General features: G+C 42.2%; 15 protein-coding genes. 3 read left to right on the forward strand and 12 right to left on the reverse strand.

All coding sequences use genetic code 11. From position 1 onward, the window contains the following. Window positions 1-96: 96 nt before the first annotated feature. From yegD to PULV_RS04525, 12 genes are all read right to left on the reverse strand, one after another. Window positions 97-1,461 (reverse strand): molecular chaperone, encoded by a 1,365-nt coding sequence (yegD, locus tag PULV_RS04470; RefSeq protein ID WP_193331022.1) that lies wholly within the window; start codon window positions 1,459-1,461, stop codon window positions 97-99. Window positions 1,462-1,549: 88 nt separating this feature from the next. Then, on the reverse strand, window positions 1,550-2,398 hold the full coding sequence (locus PULV_RS04475; protein WP_227009349.1) for a DNA ligase: 849 nt from the start codon (window positions 2,396-2,398) through the stop codon (window positions 1,550-1,552). Between the two features lie 47 nt (window positions 2,399-2,445). After that, window positions 2,446-3,108, reverse strand: coding sequence for an HAD family hydrolase (locus PULV_RS04480; RefSeq protein WP_193331023.1), 663 nt, complete (start codon window positions 3,106-3,108; stop codon window positions 2,446-2,448). A 54-nt stretch (window positions 3,109-3,162) separates the two neighbouring features. After that, window positions 3,163-3,465 carry a hypothetical protein gene (locus PULV_RS04485; RefSeq protein ID WP_193331024.1) on the reverse strand — a complete coding sequence of 101 codons (303 nt, stop codon included), beginning with the start codon at window positions 3,463-3,465 and terminating at the stop codon, window positions 3,163-3,165. A gap of 191 nt (window positions 3,466-3,656) precedes the next feature. Further along, window positions 3,657-6,590 carry a TonB-dependent receptor gene (locus PULV_RS04490; RefSeq protein WP_193331025.1) on the reverse strand — a complete coding sequence of 978 codons (2,934 nt, stop codon included), beginning with the start codon at window positions 6,588-6,590 and terminating at the stop codon, window positions 3,657-3,659. Between the two features lie 335 nt (window positions 6,591-6,925). Continuing rightward, on the reverse strand, window positions 6,926-9,232 hold the full coding sequence (locus PULV_RS04495; RefSeq protein ID WP_193331026.1) for a TonB-dependent receptor: 2,307 nt from the start codon (window positions 9,230-9,232) through the stop codon (window positions 6,926-6,928). A 644-nt stretch (window positions 9,233-9,876) separates the two neighbouring features. Beyond that, entirely contained in the window at window positions 9,877-10,746 is an 870-nt protein-coding gene (locus tag PULV_RS04500; protein ID WP_193331027.1) for a hypothetical protein, read from the reverse strand. A 17-nt stretch (window positions 10,747-10,763) separates the two neighbouring features. Continuing rightward, the gene (locus PULV_RS04505; RefSeq protein WP_193331028.1) at window positions 10,764-12,632 is read right to left on the reverse strand and encodes a methyl-accepting chemotaxis protein; all 1,869 of its coding nucleotides are present in this window, start codon (window positions 12,630-12,632) and stop codon (window positions 10,764-10,766) included. 118 nt (window positions 12,633-12,750) lie between these two features. Beyond that, on the reverse strand, window positions 12,751-13,038 hold the full coding sequence (locus PULV_RS04510) for a hypothetical protein (protein WP_193331029.1): 288 nt from the start codon (window positions 13,036-13,038) through the stop codon (window positions 12,751-12,753). A 108-nt stretch (window positions 13,039-13,146) separates the two neighbouring features. Continuing rightward, window positions 13,147-14,628 carry a carboxypeptidase M32 gene (locus tag PULV_RS04515; protein ID WP_086742743.1) on the reverse strand — a complete coding sequence of 494 codons (1,482 nt, stop codon included), beginning with the start codon at window positions 14,626-14,628 and terminating at the stop codon, window positions 13,147-13,149. Window positions 14,629-14,653: 25 nt separating this feature from the next. Next, the gene (locus PULV_RS04520) at window positions 14,654-15,922 is read right to left on the reverse strand and encodes a M20/M25/M40 family metallo-hydrolase (protein WP_405127479.1); all 1,269 of its coding nucleotides are present in this window, start codon (window positions 15,920-15,922) and stop codon (window positions 14,654-14,656) included. Window positions 15,923-16,382: 460 nt separating this feature from the next. Continuing rightward, window positions 16,383-18,551: a M3 family metallopeptidase gene (locus tag PULV_RS04525; RefSeq protein WP_193331030.1), complete on the reverse strand. Its 2,169-nt coding sequence runs from the start codon at window positions 18,549-18,551 to the stop codon at window positions 16,383-16,385. A gap of 292 nt (window positions 18,552-18,843) precedes the next feature. Between PULV_RS04525 and PULV_RS04530 the strand changes: the two genes are divergently transcribed. The 3 genes from PULV_RS04530 to PULV_RS04540 all read left to right on the forward strand — a co-directional run bounded on the left by PULV_RS04530 (window position 18,844) and on the right by PULV_RS04540 (window position 22,917). Then, entirely contained in the window at window positions 18,844-20,601 is a 1,758-nt protein-coding gene (locus PULV_RS04530; RefSeq protein WP_193331031.1) for a response regulator, read from the forward strand. A 172-nt stretch (window positions 20,602-20,773) separates the two neighbouring features. Then, window positions 20,774-22,297 carry an ethylbenzene dehydrogenase-related protein gene (locus PULV_RS04535; protein ID WP_405127484.1) on the forward strand — a complete coding sequence of 508 codons (1,524 nt, stop codon included), beginning with the start codon at window positions 20,774-20,776 and terminating at the stop codon, window positions 22,295-22,297. Further along, on the forward strand, window positions 22,294-22,917 hold the full coding sequence (locus PULV_RS04540; RefSeq protein ID WP_193331033.1) for an Lcl C-terminal domain-containing protein: 624 nt from the start codon (window positions 22,294-22,296) through the stop codon (window positions 22,915-22,917). Before PULV_RS04535 ends, PULV_RS04540 begins: the two co-directional genes overlap by 4 nt. Window positions 22,918-22,937 lie beyond the last annotated feature (20 nt).

The following is a 22,937-nucleotide window of genomic DNA, read 5'->3' on the forward strand; positions in this document are numbered from 1 at the left end:
AGCGTGTGCTGTGCTCGTTCAAGGTTGTGTTTACAGTAAATTGTGGTTTATTAAGACAAGGTCGAGGCCTTGTCTTCAGATGTGGCACCTGTTTGGTTATGCAAATAGCTGATAGGCGCGCTTTGTCAAACCTGCTGTCACGCTGCCAAAGTGATCGCCATTCACCATTTCAATATCACCCAGAGCTTGTTGCAGTGCAGCCTTTAACAATGGCGATTGGGCACTACCCCCCGTTAAATAGATTAAGTCAGGGGTCGTATTTGCATCCGCGATAGCACTTTTAGCTAATGTCACTACTTGAGAAATAGCATCATCTATGGCAATGGCTAATTCGACTTGCGTGATAGAGTGGCTCAACTTCGCTGCAAAATCGTGTAAATCAACCTCAAAATGGGAGTGCGTAGATAAGGCAATCTTGGCTTGCTCTGCCGCGCGTACCAATTGGTGCCCTTGTTTATTTTGTTGCAAATTGAGTAAACGCTCAAATAATTGCGGTTCAGACACATCTTTAGCTAAAAGCTTTAAATGCCGATAATTTTTCTCACTGTAAAATTCACTTTGTAAAATGACATCGTTAATTTTACACGCTTGCCAAAATGGCTGATTTGGAATTTCAATGCCTGATTTTAATTGTGTTTTAGCGCCAAACAAAGGCATTAAACCATGATAAGCAAGATTAATATCCAAGTCGTTTCCGCCGACGCGCTTACCGCTGTGCGCTAAAAAGTCGCCTTGGCGCTGTGTTTTACTACGAAAGCTAGGACCCATTTGCACAAATGAGCAATCGGTTGTCCCCCCACCGACATCAATCACCAGTACTTTTTGATCTTTGGTTAAATGAGTTTCAAAGTCTATGCCGGCTGCTAATGGTTCATACAAAAACTCAATATGCCTAAACCCAGCTTTTTTAGCCGCATTTGTTAAAATAGTCAGCGCTTGTTGATTTGATTGCTCAGCACCGATTGCTTGAAAGTTAACAGGGCGTCCTATCACCGCATCAGTAATGGTATTTTGCAGCTGTTGCTCTGCCCGCTGCTTAATAGACATCATCATCACAGTGGCAATATCTTCAAAAAAATCAAGTTGATTTGGCTTAAGCCCAACCGCACCAAAAAATGACTTGGGAGATTTAATATAATGCCCTTCTTCAGGGTTAGCGACATAGTGCTCTATCGCCTCTCTGCCAATTTGAACGACGCATTCATCATCGTTTAAATCAAATTCATTCTTGGCAAATGCAACACTATTAAGCAGTGCTTTACGGCTGTGTTGAAATTCAGTTCGTAGAACTTGGTCAGTCATCGCTTGATTGACCTGATGGGCGATAAAACTAGGGTGTAACGTGTACAAACTTGATGGTAAATAGTTACTTTTCCCGTCTAGTGGCACTAACTGGCAGCGATTATCTTGCCATGTCCCAACGGCACAATTGGCACTTCCATAATCAAATCCAACAAACATAGCCGCCTCATTATTTACAAAAGGCGCGAAAATAACACAATGAGCAAGAAACTCAAGTGTTCAGGCTCATTAGCTGCCCACTTTTCTTTTATTGATATTGCTTGCTGCGAGTACGTAAATAACTGGCAAAACGTGGCACGCCATTTTTGGTGACCCCATGATATCGAAACGTGACTTCATCACCGATCTTCGGTGGATTTTTACGCTCACTATCACTAAAACCAGTGCCGATTTTAAACTCAATTCCCTGGCGAGTACGAACCAATAACGCCCCAAGTTGCTGATGATATTTCCCTTTACCCGGTAAATGCGCAATAACATGCGCTTCGGCATCCATGTATGGTTTGAGTTTGATCAAGTTATCATTACGACCGACTGTAAAAATGCCCAATTTACGCTGTAGCATTAGACCTTCGGCCCCTTCGGCGGTCACTTTTTTGAGAAGTTGTTGCAATTGACGATTAGAAGAAAGTTCTCGCTGTTCAACTGCCACGATAAAAGGCTGATCTATTTGACTTACCAGTTCGAGATAGTGCTCATAACGCTCAGAGAATGGACGGTGCAAATCTGGGGCATCAAAAATCATGTAGGAGATTTTTTGCCAATCAATGTCATTTGGTACGCGATCTCTGACGGTTTGACTAATAAACTCAAAGTCGTTTCGCTTCGACCATAGCTCACCATCTAACCACACATTAGGTAAATGCTCGGTAAACCAACTGGGGGCTGAAATTAGGTTTCCACTGCGAGTTTTAAGTTGCTGGCCATCCCAGATAGCCCGAATACCATCGTATTTTTCACTGATGAAGTATTCAGTCACATCAGTACTGGCTTGATAAGTTTTAGCCAATTGTACCTGCGGAGCGCTTGCCTGACTGAAATGAGTGGTCAAAATGACTAAAAGATAAAAAACACACATCCTGTATCGTAAATACATATCGATTCCTTTCGATTAAAATATCATTAAATCAGTATAGTGATGCGTTAAGTATTCGCCAGAATCGGGACGATTAGCTGCCAAGCAGCCATTAAGTTATCGACTTTATGATCAGCTAAACTTAAATCTTGCAGTTGGCTATGTGCGTTGGGTACCGCAATAGCGATTAAATTCGCGCCTTTGGCCGATGTCAATCCAGTACAAGTATCTTCAATTGCCACACCTTTTGCCCCTTGTTTATTGAGTTGCTTTAACCCTAATAAATAAGGTTCGGCATCGGGTTTGGGCTTTTCAACATCATCTTTTGTGACGATCACTTCAAAATAATCTAATAAACCATGTCCTTTTAAAATTGGCATGACTTCGCCTTTTGCTGACCCTGTCACAAGCGCCACACTTAAGGGGCTATCTTTAGCGAGCTGTAAAACTTCTTTTGCAAATGGTAATAAAGGAGGAAGATGAGTTTCAACATACTGAGCGAAAAACTCGTTTTTTTGCTCCGCCAAACGCACTGCGCTGATGTGCAAATGATGCTGATCAATAATGTAATTTGCAGCCTGCAAAGTTGGCTTACCTGAAAACAGATGACAAAACTCAGCTTCATCGTAGTGGATTTGATAAGGCGCTAAGATATGCTGCCAACATTCATAGTGCAACGCCTCTGAATCAACCAATGTGCCATCACAATCAAATAATATTGCTTCTAACATCTCAACGTCCTATCTGTTATAAACTAATAAAAAAAGCGCCGCAGCGCTTTTTTATTATGATTCGGTTAACCCCGCAGGTGGTTGCGCATACGCATCTTCGCCTGTTTCGATATCAACTAACTCATACCCTCTCGCTTTACGCACAACTTTTAGCACTGGCTTTTCAAAGGCACTCTGTTGACGTTGCGTATCTTCTTTCAACTCTTCAAGAGTGCGACCAAAAGGTGCGACACTGGTTTCTGACCAGTTCACTGCGCGTCCGTTGATGTTGTACTCAACTTCATGGATCTGAAAAAGTGTTTCTTCATCTCCTTGTCCTTCGCATTTAATCACACGAAAATTCCAAAATGCTGACATCAGCCACTCCTAAAAATAATTTGCGCCAACTCTACCAAGTTAGCCGATGAATTTCATTCTTTTATTACGTTTAAATCTTGGCCTAAAGTCCTGCTTTTTTATGTAATAGACGATGATTATATTCCTAGATGCCTAAACAAAAAAAGCCGCATAAAATGCGGCTTTCAATCTTCAGGGATTATTCTAAAAATTTAGAATTTTATTGATGCACTCAAACGAACATAACGTGGTGTCTCAACACTGGTTGGTAAACCATAAGCAGGATTGTAATCACCACCTATTGATAACGTTTCTTCTGTTTTAAGCACATTATTAACATTAAACAGGTTAAATATATCCATGCGAACTTGCGCATCTACACCGTCAATGAAATCAACGTTATACACCATGTTTAAATCCATTTTAAAGCGCCAGCCTTCACGGCCCATACAGCCTCGTTGGCAAGCTGTATTATATGGATAATAGGTTGCACCATATTGGTAATCAGCTCCGTAGCTATCTGGCAAGCTATCACCAAATGCACTCTTTGGACGACCTGACTGTGCAATCATATTGGCACCGATTGAAAGGTTATCGGTGATCTCGTATGCTCCATACACTTTAAATGTATGACGGCGATCATTTGGTAATGGGCCGTTTGCTCCATCCATCAAATACGGGTAATCCCAGTCAGTCGTTAAACCTGCATCATCTTGACCATTATCAGACTTCACATAACCTTCTGCGTTACCGTAGCTTTTTGCCCAAGTGTATGAAGTATTAAGTGCCCAGCCATCAGTAAAGCCTTTAGTCAAACTGAACTCTAAGGCGTTATAAATACGCTTAGGTTCTGGGTAACCTAGTTGATCTGCACTTAACTGAACTTGTTCGCGCACACCATCACCATCGGTGTCATAAAACACAGTGATATCGGTATTAGGATTCGTTAAGACATAATAACCACCATGATCAGGATCATAGTCCCAACCATTAGCTTTAATCGCCTCATCAATTGTGATGTCATCGATGATGCTTTTTAGATCACGGTGAACAAACTTCACACCTGTTGACCAGTCATCATTGATGGTATGTTCAAAACCAATGATCAATTCATCTTGGTACATAGGTTTAATTGAGGTATCGAGGATTTCAGCAGGATCTGCAGCTGAACCATCAGCAAATGTACGACGGTCACCGAGTGATGCACCTACATCTGGTAAGTCATTTGCATCGACACCATTTAATAAATTGTAATCTTCATAATACAATTCAGCACCAGCCATGCGCACGTTCGTATTTGAAGCTACAGGAATATGGTAACGACCCCAGTTAGCAAACAATTTTGAATTGCCATCGCTAAAGACATCCCATGCAATCCCTAAGCGCGGTGCAAGCTGATTGCTAATTTCGATAAATGCTTCATCATTAGCATTTAAATTTTCGAACGATTCAGAACGTAAACCAACACGTGCTGTGACATCATCTGTAATACTCCATGTATCTTCAATATAAAGAGCCATCGATTTACTGGTGAATGTGCCACCATTTTCATACACACGCGTACGCACGTACTCTAAATCATTTGGTGCTACATAACCGTTAGGTAGTGCGCTTCCCGCAGCTAAATTACCATATCGGTAATAGACGTGACCTGAGTAGAAAGTACCAGCTGTAGAGGTGTTATTTTCATAATCAACACCCATACGAATAGAGTGATCATCAAAGTAATCAACATTGAAGTTAAGCTGGGATTGTTCACGTTTATCCGCTTCTAAGCTCGCAGTAAAGTTAACCCAACACCCTTTCTCAACCCAGCTACCTGAACGCGTATCATAGACTGCAGGACAAGCTTCATCTGCCGGATCCTGACGTGTCGAATTAAACTCGACTTCTGCATACAACGCATCAATAGAAAGCCAATCGTTAATTCGGCCATCATATTTAACTGACCAAGTATTACCACCAGTTTTTGTTACTGGTTCACGTGCATCACCAGTTGTGGAAGACGTTGATTTATTGTAATAATCTTTTTCGTCACTAAAGCCCCAGATCATTAATGAATGGTCATCAGTAATATTCCAATCGATACGCGCCATCCATAGTGGATCATTGGCTTCTGATTCTTGTAAATACCATTCTTCAGCACCATTGTAATAACCTAAAGAGTGACTCTTACGCTCTTTGGTTTGTGCTTGATAAAGACCATAAAAGAATAACGTATCTTCAATGATGTCACCTGATGCCCAGACTTCCGTTTCAAAGTCCGTTACTTCTAAATGCTCTTCTGTTGAAAAGACGTCAAAAGGTTGGATATCGCCATTAGCACTGGCTACTTTATAACGCACTGTGTCACGATTTTCTCTTAACGCATCAGGCTCCCAACGCGCTTCAATACCAAAATCCCAACCATTGTTACCGCGTTTAGTAATCGCATTGACCACACCACCGGTTGAGCGTCCAAACTGAGCAGAGTAACCACCCGTTTTAACTTGGAATTGGTCGTATGCACTAAATGGGATTTCAGAAATAGAGGTACCGCGGCGAAAGCCAGTTACATTAACACCATTAATAATAAAGGTATTTTCAGCAACTGATGCGCCACCAAATGAAGCTAAATTACCAAAAGCAGCATCACCTTGAGTGGTGCCTGGCGCCAGTAATGCAACATTTACAACATCAAGGGCAATAGGCAAACGCGCCACTTCATCCGCCGTAATTGTTAAGGCGATTTCAGGCGTTGATGCATCCACGAGTGCAACTCTTGAACCTGTCACCGAAATGATTTCAACATCACCTGATGTCATCACAACATCAATATTAACTTCGTTACCAATGCTGACTTTTGCACTTTCAATGACTTGAGTTTGATAACCCTCTTTGGTGATCGTAATTTTGTAATCACCTATTGCTAGATTTGGAATGCGGAAACTGCCATTTCGGCCTACGACAGAAGTCGCTACCGATCCATTTGCTTTATTGACTATGGTAACCACTGCACCAGCTAGCGCCGATGAATTTGCAGCATCTGCAACTTTACCTTTCATTGAACCTGCAGTGTTATTAGCAGCATGCGTTGGTGCCGTCATGGCAAATAACGCTGAAACTGATAATGCAACTAGCGAACGCTTAAAATGCGTTTTCTTCATTATTGCTTTCCCCTTTGAACTGTCTGATTTTATTATTATGATCGCCGCAAAGTTAACTCAAAAAAAACATGAGGTACAAAAATGCAACAAACAACATAATATACAAAAATGTAACAAAGAGTAAACAAAATGTTTCAAGCTGAATCATTTTGAAACATTTACAATAACTTAACTAATTGATTGTATTGAGCTATTTAAAATAAAGTTATATCTATAACATTTAAACACTAAAAGTAGGGACTAACGGAGGTTTTAGGTAGGTAGATTATATATAAAAACGGTACAAAAAAGCCACATAAAACGCGGCTTTTGTTAGAATAAAGTTAAATTAAATATTAGAAGAATTTAATCTTAAACTCAGCACCAATGAAGCGCTCTTCGTTAACCATACCGGTATTATTGTTGAAATCTACGCCACCAATAACTACTTGTTCATCCGTTAGGTTACGAACAAATGCTGAGACTTCATATTCATTATCACCTGAATCCCATGCATAACCAGCACGAACACCGCCTTCAAATAACGCTTCGCCTGTGAACTCTTCAGCATGATATAAGAAAAAGTCAATTTCTGAACGGTATGACCAATCGGTATACGCGAAGAATTCACCATTTTCTAGCTCTTTGGTATAACGTAAAGTGAAATTAGCAATCCACTCAGGGGCATGTGGTAAGCTATTACCTTCAATCAAAGCTCTCTTCTCAGGACCATTTGGCCCGTCAATTTCAAAAGTAGGGCTAGTCACAGTACATTGACCACATACAGCGACAGCCAATCCAGGGCTATCTAATTCTGTGTTGTTGTAACTTAAGTTTATTGTCGCCAATAAATCATCTGTTAACACCCATTCGGTATCCAATTCGAAACCGTACCCTGTGGTTTTATCCGCATTGATTAAACGGTTGAAGTTTGAACCACCACCCACAGCCGTTAACTGCTGATCATCCATTTGGTAGTAAAATACCGTTGCATTAACACGGCCACGGCCATCAAGTACGTCTGATTTTACACCCGCTTCAATTGAGTTGATGGTTTCAGATTTCGCAACTGTAATATCATTACCAAAAACAATGCGTCCCTGAATACTTGGCGCACGGAAACCATTGGCGATGCGAGCAAAGAAGTTCACATCACGATTGTATTTATACGCAGCACTTAAATCCCAACTTACATGGCTGTCACTTGGATTTGCTGAACCTTCGGTTGTACCTGAACCAAATGGGCCTTGTGTACGCTCTGCAAAGAATTCTTTTTCATCATCAGAATAACGTAAACCGGCAGTGATTTTTAACTCATCTGTTAGGGTGAAATCAGCAGAGCCGAATACAGCCCAAGCATTGGTTTGTTGATTTTGAATCGCATAACCATTTTGAATACCACCTGCTAACGTATCAAAACTAAAGCTTTCGATGATTAAATCTTCATCAAAATAGAAGGCACCCACTTGGTAATTAAAATCACCGCTGAAGTTACTTGATAAGCGAATTTCTTGTGTGATTTGATCGTGTTCAGGAATTGCATCGGCACTTTCAGCTGGAAATGCAATGACACCTGGACCTTGGAAGTTAGGTAAGAATGAAGCGCCATAACCACCATCAACGTCTGCACGAGAATAAATCTCTGCACTATCCCAAGCTGAGATAGATGTTAAAGTATGTGCATCAAAATCATATTCAACCTTTAAGCTTACGCCTTCAGATTCAACTTGCTGAGTTGCACGACTTGCCGCGTCTTGATAAACCACATCGTTTTTAAAACCAGCGCGAATATTATTAGTGCCTGTATCCATCAGATTGGCGTTAAACACGATTGGTTTACCATCTAAATCACGCACGTGATAATTTAACAACGCGGTTAAATCGCCTTTTTCATATAAGAATTGTAAGCGGGCTGCTTTTTCGGTGTAACCACCTAAAACATCTTTTGTAAGCTTACATTGATCTATTGAGTCACCAAACTCTGGTACGCAATTATCGATATAATCGTCTTTATCTTGCACTAACATTGAAAAACGAGCAGATACAGTGTCAGTTAAGCCACCACCTACCGCGCCTTCAAAGTCAATCGCACCACGGCTGCCATAAGACACAGCGCCGTAGCCATCAAATTCTTGTGATGGTTTAACAGAGTCAAACTTCACTAAGCCTGCTGGCGTATTACGTCCAAACAAGGTCCCCTGCGGGCCTCGTAGCACTTCAATACGAGCAATATCAAAAACAGGGAAACCTTTTAAGATTGGGTTTTCTTGTACAACATCATCAACCACTAATGATACCGGTTGTGACGCATTTAGATCGAAATCTGTGTTACCTAGGCCACGCACATAAAAACGTGGGAAGGTACGACCAAACGACGATTCAACCGTTAAACTAGGTATTTTGGCATTCATAAAGCGAATGTCCATACCGGCTGAACTATATGCATCCAGGCCATCGCCTTGTAATGCAGACACCGAAACAGGCACTTCTTGTGCATTTTCAACACGTTTACGTGCAGTAATTTGAATCACTTCAAGCTGAGAGTTTGTTGCTTTATCTTCACCTGATTCTTCTGCTGCTGTTGCATTAACAGATAAACCTGCGGCAGAAAACAAAGCAGCCTTAATAAAAACTGCAAGCGTAGATTGTTTCATTGCTTTCATGTCTGAATAAACCTTTAGATCACTCTTATGTTCAACGGTAATATGTAGCGCCATATTACTTTGGCGGTATAAGGTTCAATTTTACGCGACGTTTGACGCGCGGACCTTAAGGTCAAGAGTGTGATGTACCTTAAGACTGAACATTATGGCGGTAGAGTATAACATCTAATTACATTATTTTTGCAAGATAATCCTAAAATGCTGAACTTTAACATTGAGTTAACCATATTTTAAAGTCAAATTAGGCACAAAGTAGAGTTATTGAGCAAAATTAACCCACCAAAATTTAGCTACAAGCTGATTTTATTCGTTATTTTTTAAAACATCCTTAGCCAAGGACATTTGACCTTAAGATTAGACGAGATCGCACCACTTACCAAAAAAATGTCATTCTCTGGTTACAAAAAACATCATCAGTGGCGCTCAATCATACCTACAACAGCTATTCAGGCAAAAGTGTCATGTGTGAAATTAAGATCTGTTGATTGTGCAAGGTTATTGGTTGCAGCGAATTGCTGTTCATTTAGATATTGGAGCGTATTTGTGGTGTCGTTATTCTACGTAAACAGCTGATAACAAAGTAAACCGAATTATAAATGGGTAAGCCCAAACAGCTAAAACATCAAAAAGAGACTGTGCGTCAACTAATGCGCTTCAATCACCGGCCAATCTTTCACTAATGGATTTAAAAATCCAGCATCGGTGTAGGCTTTTTCAATCTGCCCTCTAGCCTTTAAAATAGCCAGCCCTTTTTGCAACGCCGTAAATGTTTGCTTTCCAAGTGGATGCTTTTTTGAAACTAAAAAATGGCGGCTATCATTTAAGGCAACTTTTACATTCGGCACCGCAACAAGATGATAGCCCTCTCCTGTATATTCAAACGGAAAAGAAGTATTAAAAGGGATCAACATGACATCAACCCAGCCCCGGCTCACCATTTTTGCCATGGAGATCCAGTCACTTTCGTGCAGTAATGATTTAGGTTTAAGCATTTGCAGGGTTTGCCAATCAACTGGCCAATCATGGCTAGATACAATACTGACATCATGTAAATTCAGTTGTTGAGCTACCTTATTGGCAACTTCATTTCCGGCCTTGGTAAACAAACCAGCCATATATTGACCTTTAGTAATGACAGGTTCAGAAATATAGACTGAGTCGCTCATCGAATTTGCTTGTGAGAGCCAAACTGAGTCAAAGCTCATCAGTAATAACCCTTTTTCGAGCAATAGAATATTACGAGCATCGTAATTGCCAAGCTTAAAATCAAACTCGAGTTCTAACCCACCAAGCAATAACGCTTGTTGAATCAAAATAAATTCCACCACATCTCGCTGTACCGTTTTGTGTTTGAACTGAGTGATAGATGCTATTGGTTTATCTTGGATGATCGCTTGCGCATAATGGTAGATATCACTTTCAATAGTGATTTCCACTTTTGGTTTGCTTGGTGCGTTTGCCATACTTCCCCAACAAATGAAGAGTAAAGCAACTGAGACAAAACGAAGAACCATCAGCTAGCTCCTAGATATTACACTTTAAATTGCTCTAACATTTGCTCTTGTGTGGCAATATTTTTAACTTGGTTTTTCATCGTTGCGTCGACATTTTCAGCCTCATCAGCAACACGATTTGAGATATCTTTAATTGCAAATGCATTACGATTCACTTCTTCAACCACAATACGTTGCTCATCAATGGAAGAAGCAATTTGACTATTAAGATTAACAATGTGTGCAATGGAACCTCTGATCTCATTCAATGCCTGAGTGGCCTGCGCTGCTTGCTCAACAGTTTGACCTGCCGAGTGTTTACTATGGTTCATCTCTGCGACGGCTGCCGAGGCATTTTTTTGTAACTTATCTATCATAGTCTTAATTTCGGTCGTGGCCGTTTGCGTACGCTGTGCAAGTGTTCTGACTTCATCCGCCACAACGGCAAACCCGCGACCTGACTCCCCAGCCCGAGCGGCCTCAATGGCCGCGTTCAATGCCAGTAAATTAGTTTGTTCTGCAATGGCATTGATGACCGACAAAATATTTTCTATTCCGCTCGTGGATACCTCAAGCTCAGCGACTACAGCAACGGCCTGATCTATTTGCGTCGACAATAAATCCACAGCCGAGGTGGTATCGTTCACAATAGTTTGCCCTTGTTGCGCAGAGCGATCTGTTTGCTCGACCGCTTGCGCCGCTTCTTGGGCCGTACTAGAGATAACCACAGAGGTCGCAGCCATTTCATTGGTCGCGGTCGCTAAGGATTCCAACGCAGCTAGTTGTTGATGAATGGCTTCATTTGTTAAGTTTGCTCCCTTAGATGTTTGAGTGGCATCCTGCAAAATTTTGTGACCTAACTCCTTAATATCATTGATAAGCTGTTGCAGCATATGAGTAAACTGGTTAAAACTGTTGGCTAGCTCCGCAAACTCAGGTTCATTACTAGCAGCCAAACGAGCGGTTAAATCAGCATTGCCTGAGGCCACATTGCGCATTGCTCGATTTATCAGAGTCAATGGCGCCATTAATATATGAATAAAATACGCTAATCCGCCTACCCCAACGATTAACGAAATAATTGAATAAATAATCGCATCGCGTTTCATTTCGGTAACGGCTGAATACACTTTGTCTTTATCCAGCGCGACCCCTACCCACCAATCCACCCCATCAACAGGCTTAAATTGCACCAAACGCAATTTATCTTCAATGAGCACTTCTTGAATCGTTTGCGAGACATCTGTTTGACCCAAAAACTGACTTGATGGCTGACCATTGAGCCCAGCATTGGGATGAGAAATGATTTGCCCATCGCCACTGATCATAAATGCGTAGCCTGCATCAAAAAGGTTGACCGCATTAATCATGTCACTAAGCGCCGATAAGCTAACGTCAAAGAATATCGCTCCACTAAAACGATTATTTAACATCACCGGCGTACCAATCGAGACCAAGATTTCCTTACTCACCGCATCAGCATACGGAGCAGTAACAATTAACGTTTCTGCATTTTTTGCATCTTGATACCAAGGGCGTTTTCTTGGATCCCAACTCGCCCCCGGATCCCAACTTGGGTCACTGGCCACATATTGCCCTGAACTTTGCTGACCATAACCAATCAAAATAAAGTTTTCTTGTAAGGTTGGCGCGGCCAAAATAGGCGCGGCACTTGGCAAGTCAGGGGTATTTTCGATTAAGCTAGTCGTCAGCGCTGCAAGTTGGGCTTTACCTTTCATTTGCGCTGCTACGGTATTACTGATCCCTTGCAATATTTCGTTGACACTCTGAGCAACCTGATTTTCGATTTTCGTTTTAACAATCCAATATTGATTAACTGTGATAAAGCTGAGTGCCAGCAATAAGACCAACGATGAGGCTAAGACAATTTTATACTTGAATTTCACTATTAACCCTTAAACTCAGTGTGTTTATTTAAGGGTATGTGATATCTAAAGAGTTGCAAAAAAATAACCGAATTGCTTTATTACAAATCGGCTATTTTTTTAGATGGCGGTAACACGATTAAATCATCGTTTTAAAACCATTTTCTTGTCTACGATCTCGCTTAGTGCGAGATTCAATCCAACGGCCCCGCGCCACAGCCTGTTGACGGCGGTCTTGATTTTTACGTCTCTCTTCAAAACCATAATAACGGGCATTCGTTTGCTGTCGTTCTGGGTTTTGATCAGTCTGAAGGTGCTTTTTTGTTTGTTGTCTATGATGCTCTGCCTGCTCTTTTTGTTGCTTGTTAGTTGCAGTGTCGATTTCATTAACTAAATAAGGGGTGATCAATCGTGCGATATAATCCATTGTCGCTCTACTTCTTGTACTATTTTTTCACTGGTTGACTGTATTTATCCTATCGGCAGCACATGTCCGTTCTGTACCCTTCCATGTGCTGTATTAATATTTTTCAAGTTATAGGTAACGACTCTGTAAATGCAGCCTAAAATGCTCAACATTTAATGATTCACCGGTGGCATGTTTAATTAATTCTGCAGTCGTCATAATCGACCCTTTTTGCCAAATATGGCTCTCCAACCACGCAAAAATAGCCGCAAGATCGCCCGTTTGAATACATTGATTGACATCGATAACGCTTTTAATTGCAGCCATAAATTGCGCGGCATACATCGCACCTAACGTGTAACTCGGAAAATATCCAAACGAGCCATCAGTCCAATGAATATCTTGCATACAGCCATCTTTAAAGTTGCCAGCAGTATCAACGCCAAGATAAGCCTGCATCTTGTGTTGCCACAAATCAGGAACGTCACGATAACTAATTTTTTGATTCATTAAGTCTCTTTCTATCTCATAGCGCAGCATCACATGAGCAGGGTACGTCACCTCGTCAGCATCCACACGAATAAAACCGGGTTGCACTCGTGTGTATAACTTCAATAAATTTTGCTCACTAAGCATCGCTTTATCAATATGAGGAAAAACACGCTGAATGTTTGCTGTTAAGGCCGAAATAAAGGCATCGCTACGCCCTAACTGCATTTCGAAAAATAAACTTTGTGACTCATGAAGCCCCATCGAACGAGCAAATCCTGCAGGTTGCCCAGCCAATGACTTGGGTAATCCTTGTTCGTAACGAGCATGGCCTGTTTCGTGGATGATGCCCATCAAAGACTGCACAAAGTCAGACTCATCATAACGGGTTGTGATCCTGACATCACTCGGCGTACCACCACAAAATGGGTGAGAGCTAATATCCAAACGACCGTGGTTAAAATCAAAACCCAATAATGCCATGGCGTACTTACCAAGAGCTTGCTGTTGCTCCACTGCAAATAAGCCAGATGGTTGAATAAATTGCTCACTTTGTTGCTTTTCAATGATTTGTTGGGTCAATGGCGTCAGCCATGTTTTCATGTCACCGAATAAGCCATCAAGCTGAGCAGAATCAACACCCGGCTCATACAAATCCAGCATGGCATCATATGCACTGCAATTATTTGCCTGCGCTCTTATTTGTGCCTCTTGCTGTGATAAGGAGACGACTTCCGCAAAATGAGTACTGAATCCTTGCCAGTCATTATTGGCTCGTTGAGTCCGCCATGCATGTTCACAGCGAGACCCAGCTAAAGACTTAGCTTGTACTAAATCATCGGGGATCACCGTCGCTTGCTGCCAGCTGCGGGTCATTTCGCGTAAGTTTGCCGCTTCAATAATACTCAACGTCTCTTCTTTGGCTTCGCTTAGCCAATCTGCCAATTGCGGGGCTGTGCGCAATTGATGAATGTGCAACGCTAATTCAGCCATTGCCTCGCCCCGGGCTTGGTTGCCACCAGTAGGCATCATGGTTGCTTGATCCCAACCACACACCGCGGCTAAATGGTTAAATCGGTCTAACTTGGCAAAATGGGCGGTTAGTTTTTGATAATAGGTCATAGGTGCTCGCTTAAAATACGTGTGATTACGAATTTGGCTTGATAAGTCTTACCAATAACAAGGTAGTTTTTTCTATATTTTTTTGTAACGTGGTTAAATCGGCCACTTCATCTTTGGTATGGGCGCCTCGACCCATCAACCCCAATCCATCCAACGCCATTTCAACATGGTTAGCGGCAAACGAAATATCAGCAGCTCCCGCTTTACGTGGGTTCGCAGCGACCACAGCACCATACCCTAAATCAACACTCGCTTGGTGATAATGCGCTAGCAGCGCTAAATTCCCTTTGCTGAGTGCCATTGGCGGATAGCCCGTTTCAAATTCGATGGTTGCATGGCTGTGCGGTAAATTGTCAGCTACGATTTCAGACATCACTTGTTTAGCGTTAATCAACTGCTGCTGTGAAAATGCTCGTAAATCGCCTTTAACAATCACATCTTTGGCTATCACATTGCTTTTACCAAATGCCTGACCAGATGAACTTTCACTTTGCTCATTGATCCTTGTGCCTCCAAGGATAAGTCCGGGGTTAAAGCTGAGGTTTTCTTGGCTCGATAAAGCAGTGCGAATACTCTGTAAGATACGCGCTGCTTCAAAAATTGCCCCACTACCAACTTCAGGGGTAAAAATCTGTGAGGAGTGTGCAGGCTGAGCCGAGACCTTTAATGTCCACCCTGTATATCCTCTTCGTGCCGCCATAGCGGTGCCGATATTGTTATCGCCATTTTCAAATCCTAACGCAATATCAGCCCAAATAGCGGCGTCAACAATGGCTTGTTTAGACAATTGCAATGGCTCGCCACTGCTTTCTTCATCACCCGTTAACAGAACTTGAATACTGAGTTTTTCTAACAGGCCAAGCTTTTTTAAAATACGTAGGCTGTTAATGATAATGGCATTGCCGCCTTTCATATCCGCAACACCTGGGCCTGCTGCGGTATTGTCGTCGATGCGACGAAAAGCTTGAAATGCATCATCTTGGCTAAATACTGTGTCTAAATGACCAATCATCACTATTTTTGTCGCCAGCGGATCATCACTTATGTTTGATGCCAATAAATGCCCAGCTCGATTAAACTCTCGGCCATCGAGCCACTGCGTGGTAAACCCAAGTGCCGATAGCTGCTGCTCAGCGAGCGCCCCGACCGCCTTAACGCCAGTAAAATTCATACTGCCGCTATTAATATTAACGCTTTGCTCTAGTTCTTGAAGTGCCTGAGGGAGCAACTGCGCAGAATGTTGCTTAATGGTTTGCTCAAGGCTTAAAGACGCCCCATGTAATTGGCTGCTCATTGTTAATACGGCGCAAAGCAACCCGCTAATAGTTATTTTTTTTCTACACATAGTGTTCAAATTTCCTAAAGGTGGATTTTAGGGGCTGTTGAACTTTCGTGGTTAAATTTTGTTCGAGATAAAAGTGTTTTTATCGCGACGAGCAGTGTGTAGCCTAGTCATTCTAAGCAAATACTGCTCAACAAAGATAAGTATGCTTTTAGCTGAACCCTTCGGGCAGCGTTTGTTGGGTATTTCTACTGCGTTATCGCTTTTTCGTGTAGCTCGCTACACCACAAAAGCGCTGCCTTGTATAAATCCCCTACATTCGCTGCAAAAATCATCACGAAAGATCAACAGCCCCTAGCTACTATCAAATAAATAATCACGCCATGCAATTGGAACTTGCGACTGACACAAAAAAGGCCTCTAATTTGAGGCCTTTGTGGTTGGGGATACTAAATTTTTCGTGTTAGTTAATTTACTTTGGCACAGGAAAGCCACGGTCACGCATTAATGCACTCACATCGGCATCTTTGCCTCTAAATAAACGATAGGCTTGCGCAGGATCGACCGCATTACGGACACTAAACAAATGCTCCACGAGCTTATCTGCTAGAGCTTGGTCATAAAATCCACCTGGGCTGCTGGCAAACGCTTCCGCAGCATCAGAGGTCAATACTTCGGCCCATAAATAACCATAATACCCAGCCGAATAGCCTTCACCTGAAAATATATGCCCAAAGTGCGTGCTGCGATGGCGCATCACCACTTCTTTTGGCATACCTAAACGGGCAAGTTCTGCTTGCTCAAATTTGGCCGGATCAATTTTAGCGGGATCAGTGGTGTGATAAAGCATGTCCATCAGGGCTGAGCCTAAATATTCTGTGGTGCTAAAACCTTGGTTAAATGTGGCTGAACGTTTGATTTTATCCACCAGCGCTTTTGGCATTGGCTCACCAGTTTGTGCATGCACTAAATATTGGTTAATCACTTCGTCTGTAGTTAACCAGCGCTCTAATAATTGCGACTGAAACTCAGTGTAATCTCTCACGCCAGAATTTGAGGTTGGATACACCACATTGGCTGATAAGAAATGAAGCGCATGACCAAACTCATGGAAAAAAGTCTCGGCATCCGACCAAGAAACCAATGTTGGCTTACCTTCTGGCGCTTTCACAAAGTTAGAGTTGTTTGATGACAACACCGTTTTAGGGCCATCAAACGAAGTGAAGCTACGATAAGTGGTTGCCCACGCACCTGAGCGCTTGCCTTTACGACCATACGGATCAAGGTACCATAGACCAATATGTGCCCCTGTCGTTTTATCCGTTACATCCCATACTTTGACATCTTCATGAAAAACGGGCACAGACCCTTCAGCTATCGGAGTAAAATTAAAGTTGAATAAACGACCCGCGACATAAAACATCGCTTCACGAAGATTATCTAGCTGTAAATACTGTTTAACCTCGTTTGAATCTAAATCGTATTTTGCTTTACGTACTTGCTCTGCGTAAAAGCGGTAATCCCATGGTTCAATGGTGATAGCTGCCCCTTGCTGATCGGCTATCGCTTGCATATCGGCCACTTCTTCTTTCACCCGAGCTATCGCTGCTGGCCACACTTTATTCATCAATGCCATCGCGTTTTCAGGAGTTTTCGCCATACGATCTTCAAGACGCCACTGCGCGTAGTTATCGTAACCGAGTAATTCAACACGCTCATCACGCAAGGTTAAAATTTGTTTAATGACCGCATTGTTATCAAATTCATCACCATTACCACCGCGGTTATAGTAATTTTTCCATACTTGTTCACGTAAAGCGCGTTCGGTTGAATACGTTAGGAATGGATCCATTGATGAACGAGAATTAGTAATGGCGTACTGCCCTTCTTTTCCTCGCTCTTTAGCGGCTGCAGCGGCTGAATCAATTTGCGACTGCGACAAACCACCTAACTGCTCTTGGTTTAAAAAGACCACATAGCCTTCTTCATCTGCCAACACATTGCTGGCAAATTTTGTATGCAGTTCTGCCAGCTGTTGATTAATCTCTGCGTAGCGCGCTTTATCTTCTGCGTTAAGTGTCGCGCCATTACGCGCAAAGCGATTATACGCAAGCCAAGTCACACGTTGCTGCTCGGGCGTCAGAGTGTTTAATTCGTCTGACTCGTAGACAGCTTTGACACGGGAAAAAAGCGCCTCATTTTGCGTTATTTTAGAGCTAAACGCCGATAATTTTGGCGCCATTTCTTTTTGGATGGCACGAAATTCAGGGCTTGATTGATTCGAACGTAAAATGCCGTAATAAGTAAACACACGGCTTAAATCTTGCCCTGCTCGCTCTAATGCCACGATGGTATTTTCAAACGTTGCTGGGGCGCTTTGTGATGCAATGACTTCTATTTCAGACAAGTTGGTCGCCATGGCTTGCTCTAAAGCAGGTTTGATATCGGCTAAATTCATTTTATCAAACGCAGGAACACCATTGTAAGGACCAGTAAAAGGCGCAAGTAAAACGTTGTTGCTAACCGCTGTATCAGCTGATTTCGCTACTTCGGGGCTCGAATGACTGCTTGAAGGTTCTGTACAAGCTGTCAGTGCAAGACAGACCGCAGCACTTAGCAGTGAGGTCATCATTTTATTCATAGTTGGGTCACTTCCATTTATTATTGGTGATTGATGGATGATAAAAACACGGTTGGATTTCATCATAGGAAGTGCGCAACAAACTACAATCAAATTGCGCCAGAATGTGGTTTTTTACCGATAACTCCCCCTAAATGCGTTAAAATGACGATTTACTGCCATGTCACATTTCAGTTGAGTCAATCGAATCTCTTGATGCCAAACGTATACAATTGCCCGGCTTTTATTTATTCCACTCTAATTCACTTGGTCTACACTTGTAATGACAATGCAAAGGAATATCAACAATCTTATGCTACAAATCATTGCCAATATCCGTTCTCAATACCGCATCGCGCTTTTACTCATCGCAGGACTTTCTAGCTGCTCAGCGCTGTTGATCCAATCAATGTTATCAGTGCAACAAAAAGACGCGACAGTGATTAATATCGCCGGGATGCAACGCATGTTGTCACAAAGAATCGCCTGGCACAGTGCCTATTTAAGTTGGCATCACGCCCCCAATCAACAACAAGCACAAGCGAATACCGAAGCAGTGCACTTAGCTTTAACACAAGATTTAGCGAGCTTTGATGACAACCATCAACAGCTTATCAAGCGCGACGCAAGTGGCGACTACCTTTATTTAACTCCTGAACTACATGCCCTTTATTTCGAAGAGCCAGTGAAACTCAATCAGCAAGTCGAAGACTTTATTGCATTAGCCACTGATTTATCAACTCACAACACATTAAGTAAAAAACACCTCGACGCTTTACAAATTCAGCCCATGACGGCCCTGCTAAATCACCTCGATCATGCAGTTAAGCAATTTGAAAATAATGCAGTAGATAAAATAGAACTGCTTTCTCATTTGGAGCTTTTTCTATGGTTACTTACATTGCTTGTTTTAGTATTTGAACTTAAGTTTATTTTCATGCCTCTTGAGAAAAAAGTGCAAGATGCCTTCACTCGCTATCAACAACAAAAAGAAAAAGCAGAGCTTGCAACCACAGTGCGCGAGCGCTTTATCGCCAGAACAAATCATGAACTTAGAACTCCACTACAAGGATTGCTATTTAGCCTTGATGAACTTGCGACCAACAGTGATGACAGTGGCAATCTAAAAAAAGCACAGAACTACGCGCATCGTTTGCGTTTGTTATTAGATGAATTTAATGACTTTGAGCAATTTGAGTCTGGGTTATGGCAACTCAATATCACCTCACACTCACTACAAAGCACGTTAGATACGACTATCAAACCGTTTGAACAAATTTGCTTACAACAAGGATTAATTTGGCAATATGAGTGCCTAGGTGACATGTCCATTAAACTTGATACCGATCACGAGCGCCTTGCGAAAGTCATCAAAGAGCTGATTGATAATGCAATAAAATTTACCGAACACGGTCATGTGAAAATCAACTGCCACTTGCATCACAGTCAAGGGGAAGAAAGTACGCTGAAGATTACCATTGAAGACAGTGGCCGTGGTTTTAAAACCGATTTATTTGAACACGACAATGCGCAAGATAAACAAAGCAATCATTTTCAGGGCCTACACCTTGGGCTTATCCGCGTAAAGCATATCCTGAACGCTATGGATGCAACCATGCAATTAACAGGCTGTCATCCTCATGGCACTAAGATATCACTGCAGGTGCCTCTCGCTCACTGTACCGAGAGTAACATCGAGCTCCCCACAAAGCTTCATTGCCTTATTGTTGAAGACAATCCACTCAATGCAGTTATCTTAGGCAAAACACTCGATCAACTAGAGTACACTCATTACGAAGTTGCTAATGGCCTCAAGGCCGTTGAACACCAAAACCTCGCTGCATTTGATGTGATTTTTATGGATTTAAACATGCCAGTTATGGATGGCTTTCAAGCCATAGAAATACTTCGTAAAGACAAAAACATCACCGTCCCTATCATTGTGATTACAGCCAATACCTCTGAGCGCGATATCAAGCTCGCATACCAATGTGGTGCTGATGGGCATGTCCATAAACCATTTAATTTAGCTGATCTGAAAGCGGTGCTTGGCCAATATTTTAACAAGTAAAATAACCCATAAAGCAAACTAGTCTATCCAATACGTAATAACCTATTCTTAATTGTTCTGAAATTTTAGTACCTAAAAAGTGTAATTCATCTGTCATATCGCTATGTTATTAATATGTTAATTTCATAGTCTGGATGACCGCGTTATCAAAACATTACACTCTCGGTTTGCAATTACGCATGTTTTGGCCATTTTGGCGCTTTTTATTAGCCTTTTTACTGGTTTGCGGATTAGCTTAGTCAGCCACCAAGACTTTGCATGGCTATCCGCCATACTGCCCCAAGGTAGAGTTCATACTTGGCATTTTTATGCTGGCATACTGTTAACCTGCGTAGCTATCTATTTTGTCTACTATTACAAACAACTAAAAAGACCCACTCATAATCTTAAATTAAAAACGCGCTATCATCGGCTCGTCAATCAATTTGGCTATGTGGTATTAATCCTTACCTTAGCGACCGGTTGGATCCGTTGGTTGTCCAATGGCGCTTTAGCAATAAATGCAAACTGGCATTACTACTGCGTATTTGGCGTTGTGTTATACCTATTTTTACACAGTTATATTTATTGGTTAGAGCAAGGCGCTCGGCTAGTTAGCCGTTTAATACCCCGCAAGCTTTGGCATAAAAAACAAACATGGATCACAGGACTGGTATGCATTAGCGGCGCAGTATTTGTATATGCTGCTGTGCTAACCACAGCTGGTCGCGAACAACTCACAGTTACACCTCTGTCTTTAGATACATTTATCGACATTGATGGCCAAGCGCTTGAACCAAATTGGCAAAAAGCGCAAAGCGTCACAGTCCATACTTATGGGGGAGCTAACTTTGTTGATGGCCAAACTCAAGTCGAGATTAAAGCGATGGCCAATGAGGATGAGGTCTATTTTTTATTTCGCTGGGCCGATCCCACGGCGAGTTTACAACACCTACCACTAGAAAAAACGGCACAAGGTTGGCAGGTGAAGGGGCATGGTTTTTATCAATATAACGAAACGCAATATTATGAAGACAAATTTGCCGTCATGCTCTCAGAGACTTGCGCTCACGGTGCGGATGGTACCGCACACCTTGGACCACAACCACTCAAGAATAAACCGAAAAATACCCACTCTAAAGGCTATCATGCCAGTTTAGATGGCAAAACTCGTGACTTATGGCATTGGAAAGCCGTACGCACTAACGACATGTTTTTAGCCGATGATAATTTTATTGGCGCACCGTTAAAACCACAAACAGGTTCAAGGCGATATACTGCAGGATACGCGACAGATAGCCACGAATCAGGTGTTTATGTGATGAATTGGCAATGGTACTCGCAACATGGTGTTACTCCCAAACGACTCCCCATATCCCCCTCAGTCAATAAATCACCCTCCGAAAAAGCCATTGGCACCTGGTTTGATTATCAACCCTATCAAACCAAACATGATACCTACCCTATCGGCACTTTATTACCCTCAGTGCTCTATCGCTCAAATCGTATAGAAGGCGATCGCGCTGATGTGCGAGCTAGAGGCCATTGGCAAGCAGGATTTTGGACCTTAGAGATGGTGCGAAAACGCGACACAGGTTCAACTAAAGATCTCAGGTTACAGGACAATACATGTTTATGGGTTAGTGCATTTGATGCCTCTCAAATCGCCCATACTCGCCACGATAGACCTCTGCAATTGGCGTTTTTAACACCATGAAAAAACGTATCTTAATAAGCTTATTTTTTATTGTTGGCCTTCTTTATCTGGGTGCATTACAGACCTCACCCACGCCATTGACCGATCCTAACTGGCAGAAAATATCATCCCAAGGCCAACCTTTAGGGCCCTGGCAAGGCCCGTGGGCCTGTATATTCGATAAACGACAACAGTTATTTTGGGAAACTAAAACCGACGATGAGTCGATTCATGATGGTAACTGGACCTATTCTTGGTTCCAAAACGGAATTGGCAAAGAAAATCATGGCGATTGTTACTTTGAAGACAAACGCTGTGATACCGACGATCTGATCCGCCGTACAAACCAACAGCAATTATGTGGCCAAACACAGTGGCGCTTACCTACCCAAGCAGAATTATTAGCACTAAAACAAACGCAAGATAGACCCGGACAAATCGCCATCACTACTGATTATTTTATCCATATGAAACATGGCGACTATTGGTCAAGCACGCATCATCAGCCATTGAGTGGTATTTTTGGGCATTTAAAACACGGAGCCGTAGCAGTCAATATGACCGACGTCTCTGCGGTCACGTTACCCTATCGCAATGCAGCGTTTGTTATTTTAGTGAGCGAGGCCAGCAGCGCCCCATGAACAGTTTCATTTTTTTAAAC

This window comes from Pseudoalteromonas ulvae UL12 (genome assembly GCF_014925405.1).
GTDB lineage: Bacteria > Pseudomonadota > Gammaproteobacteria > Enterobacterales > Alteromonadaceae > Pseudoalteromonas > Pseudoalteromonas ulvae.

What these genes read in the sequence shown, in the direction of transcription:
- PULV_RS04525 (WP_193331030.1), bottom strand. Translation starts at nt 18,551, where the DNA reads ATGAATAAAATGATGACCTCACTGCTAAGTGCTGCGGTCTGTCTTGCA.
- PULV_RS04490 (WP_193331025.1), bottom strand. Translation starts at nt 6,590, where the DNA reads ATGAAGAAAACGCATTTTAAGCGTTCGCTAGTTGCATTATCAGTTTCA.
- PULV_RS04540 (WP_193331033.1), top strand. Translation starts at nt 22,294, where the DNA reads ATGAAAAAACGTATCTTAATAAGCTTATTTTTTATTGTTGGCCTTCTT.
- PULV_RS04515 (WP_086742743.1), bottom strand. Translation starts at nt 14,628, where the DNA reads ATGACCTATTATCAAAAACTAACCGCCCATTTTGCCAAGTTAGACCGA.
- yegD (WP_193331022.1), bottom strand. Translation starts at nt 1,461, where the DNA reads ATGTTTGTTGGATTTGATTATGGAAGTGCCAATTGTGCCGTTGGGACA.
- PULV_RS04510 (WP_193331029.1), bottom strand. Translation starts at nt 13,038, where the DNA reads ATGGATTATATCGCACGATTGATCACCCCTTATTTAGTTAATGAAATC.
- PULV_RS04520 (WP_405127479.1), bottom strand. Translation starts at nt 15,922, where the DNA reads ATGAGCAGCCAATTACATGGGGCGTCTTTAAGCCTTGAGCAAACCATT.
- PULV_RS04530 (WP_193331031.1), top strand. Translation starts at nt 18,844, where the DNA reads ATGCTACAAATCATTGCCAATATCCGTTCTCAATACCGCATCGCGCTT.
- PULV_RS04475 (WP_227009349.1), bottom strand. Translation starts at nt 2,398, where the DNA reads ATGTATTTACGATACAGGATGTGTGTTTTTTATCTTTTAGTCATTTTG.
- PULV_RS04495 (WP_193331026.1), bottom strand. Translation starts at nt 9,232, where the DNA reads ATGAAAGCAATGAAACAATCTACGCTTGCAGTTTTTATTAAGGCTGCT.
- PULV_RS04480 (WP_193331023.1), bottom strand. Translation starts at nt 3,108, where the DNA reads ATGTTAGAAGCAATATTATTTGATTGTGATGGCACATTGGTTGATTCA.
- PULV_RS04500 (WP_193331027.1), bottom strand. Translation starts at nt 10,746, where the DNA reads ATGGTTCTTCGTTTTGTCTCAGTTGCTTTACTCTTCATTTGTTGGGGA.
- PULV_RS04485 (WP_193331024.1), bottom strand. Translation starts at nt 3,465, where the DNA reads ATGTCAGCATTTTGGAATTTTCGTGTGATTAAATGCGAAGGACAAGGA.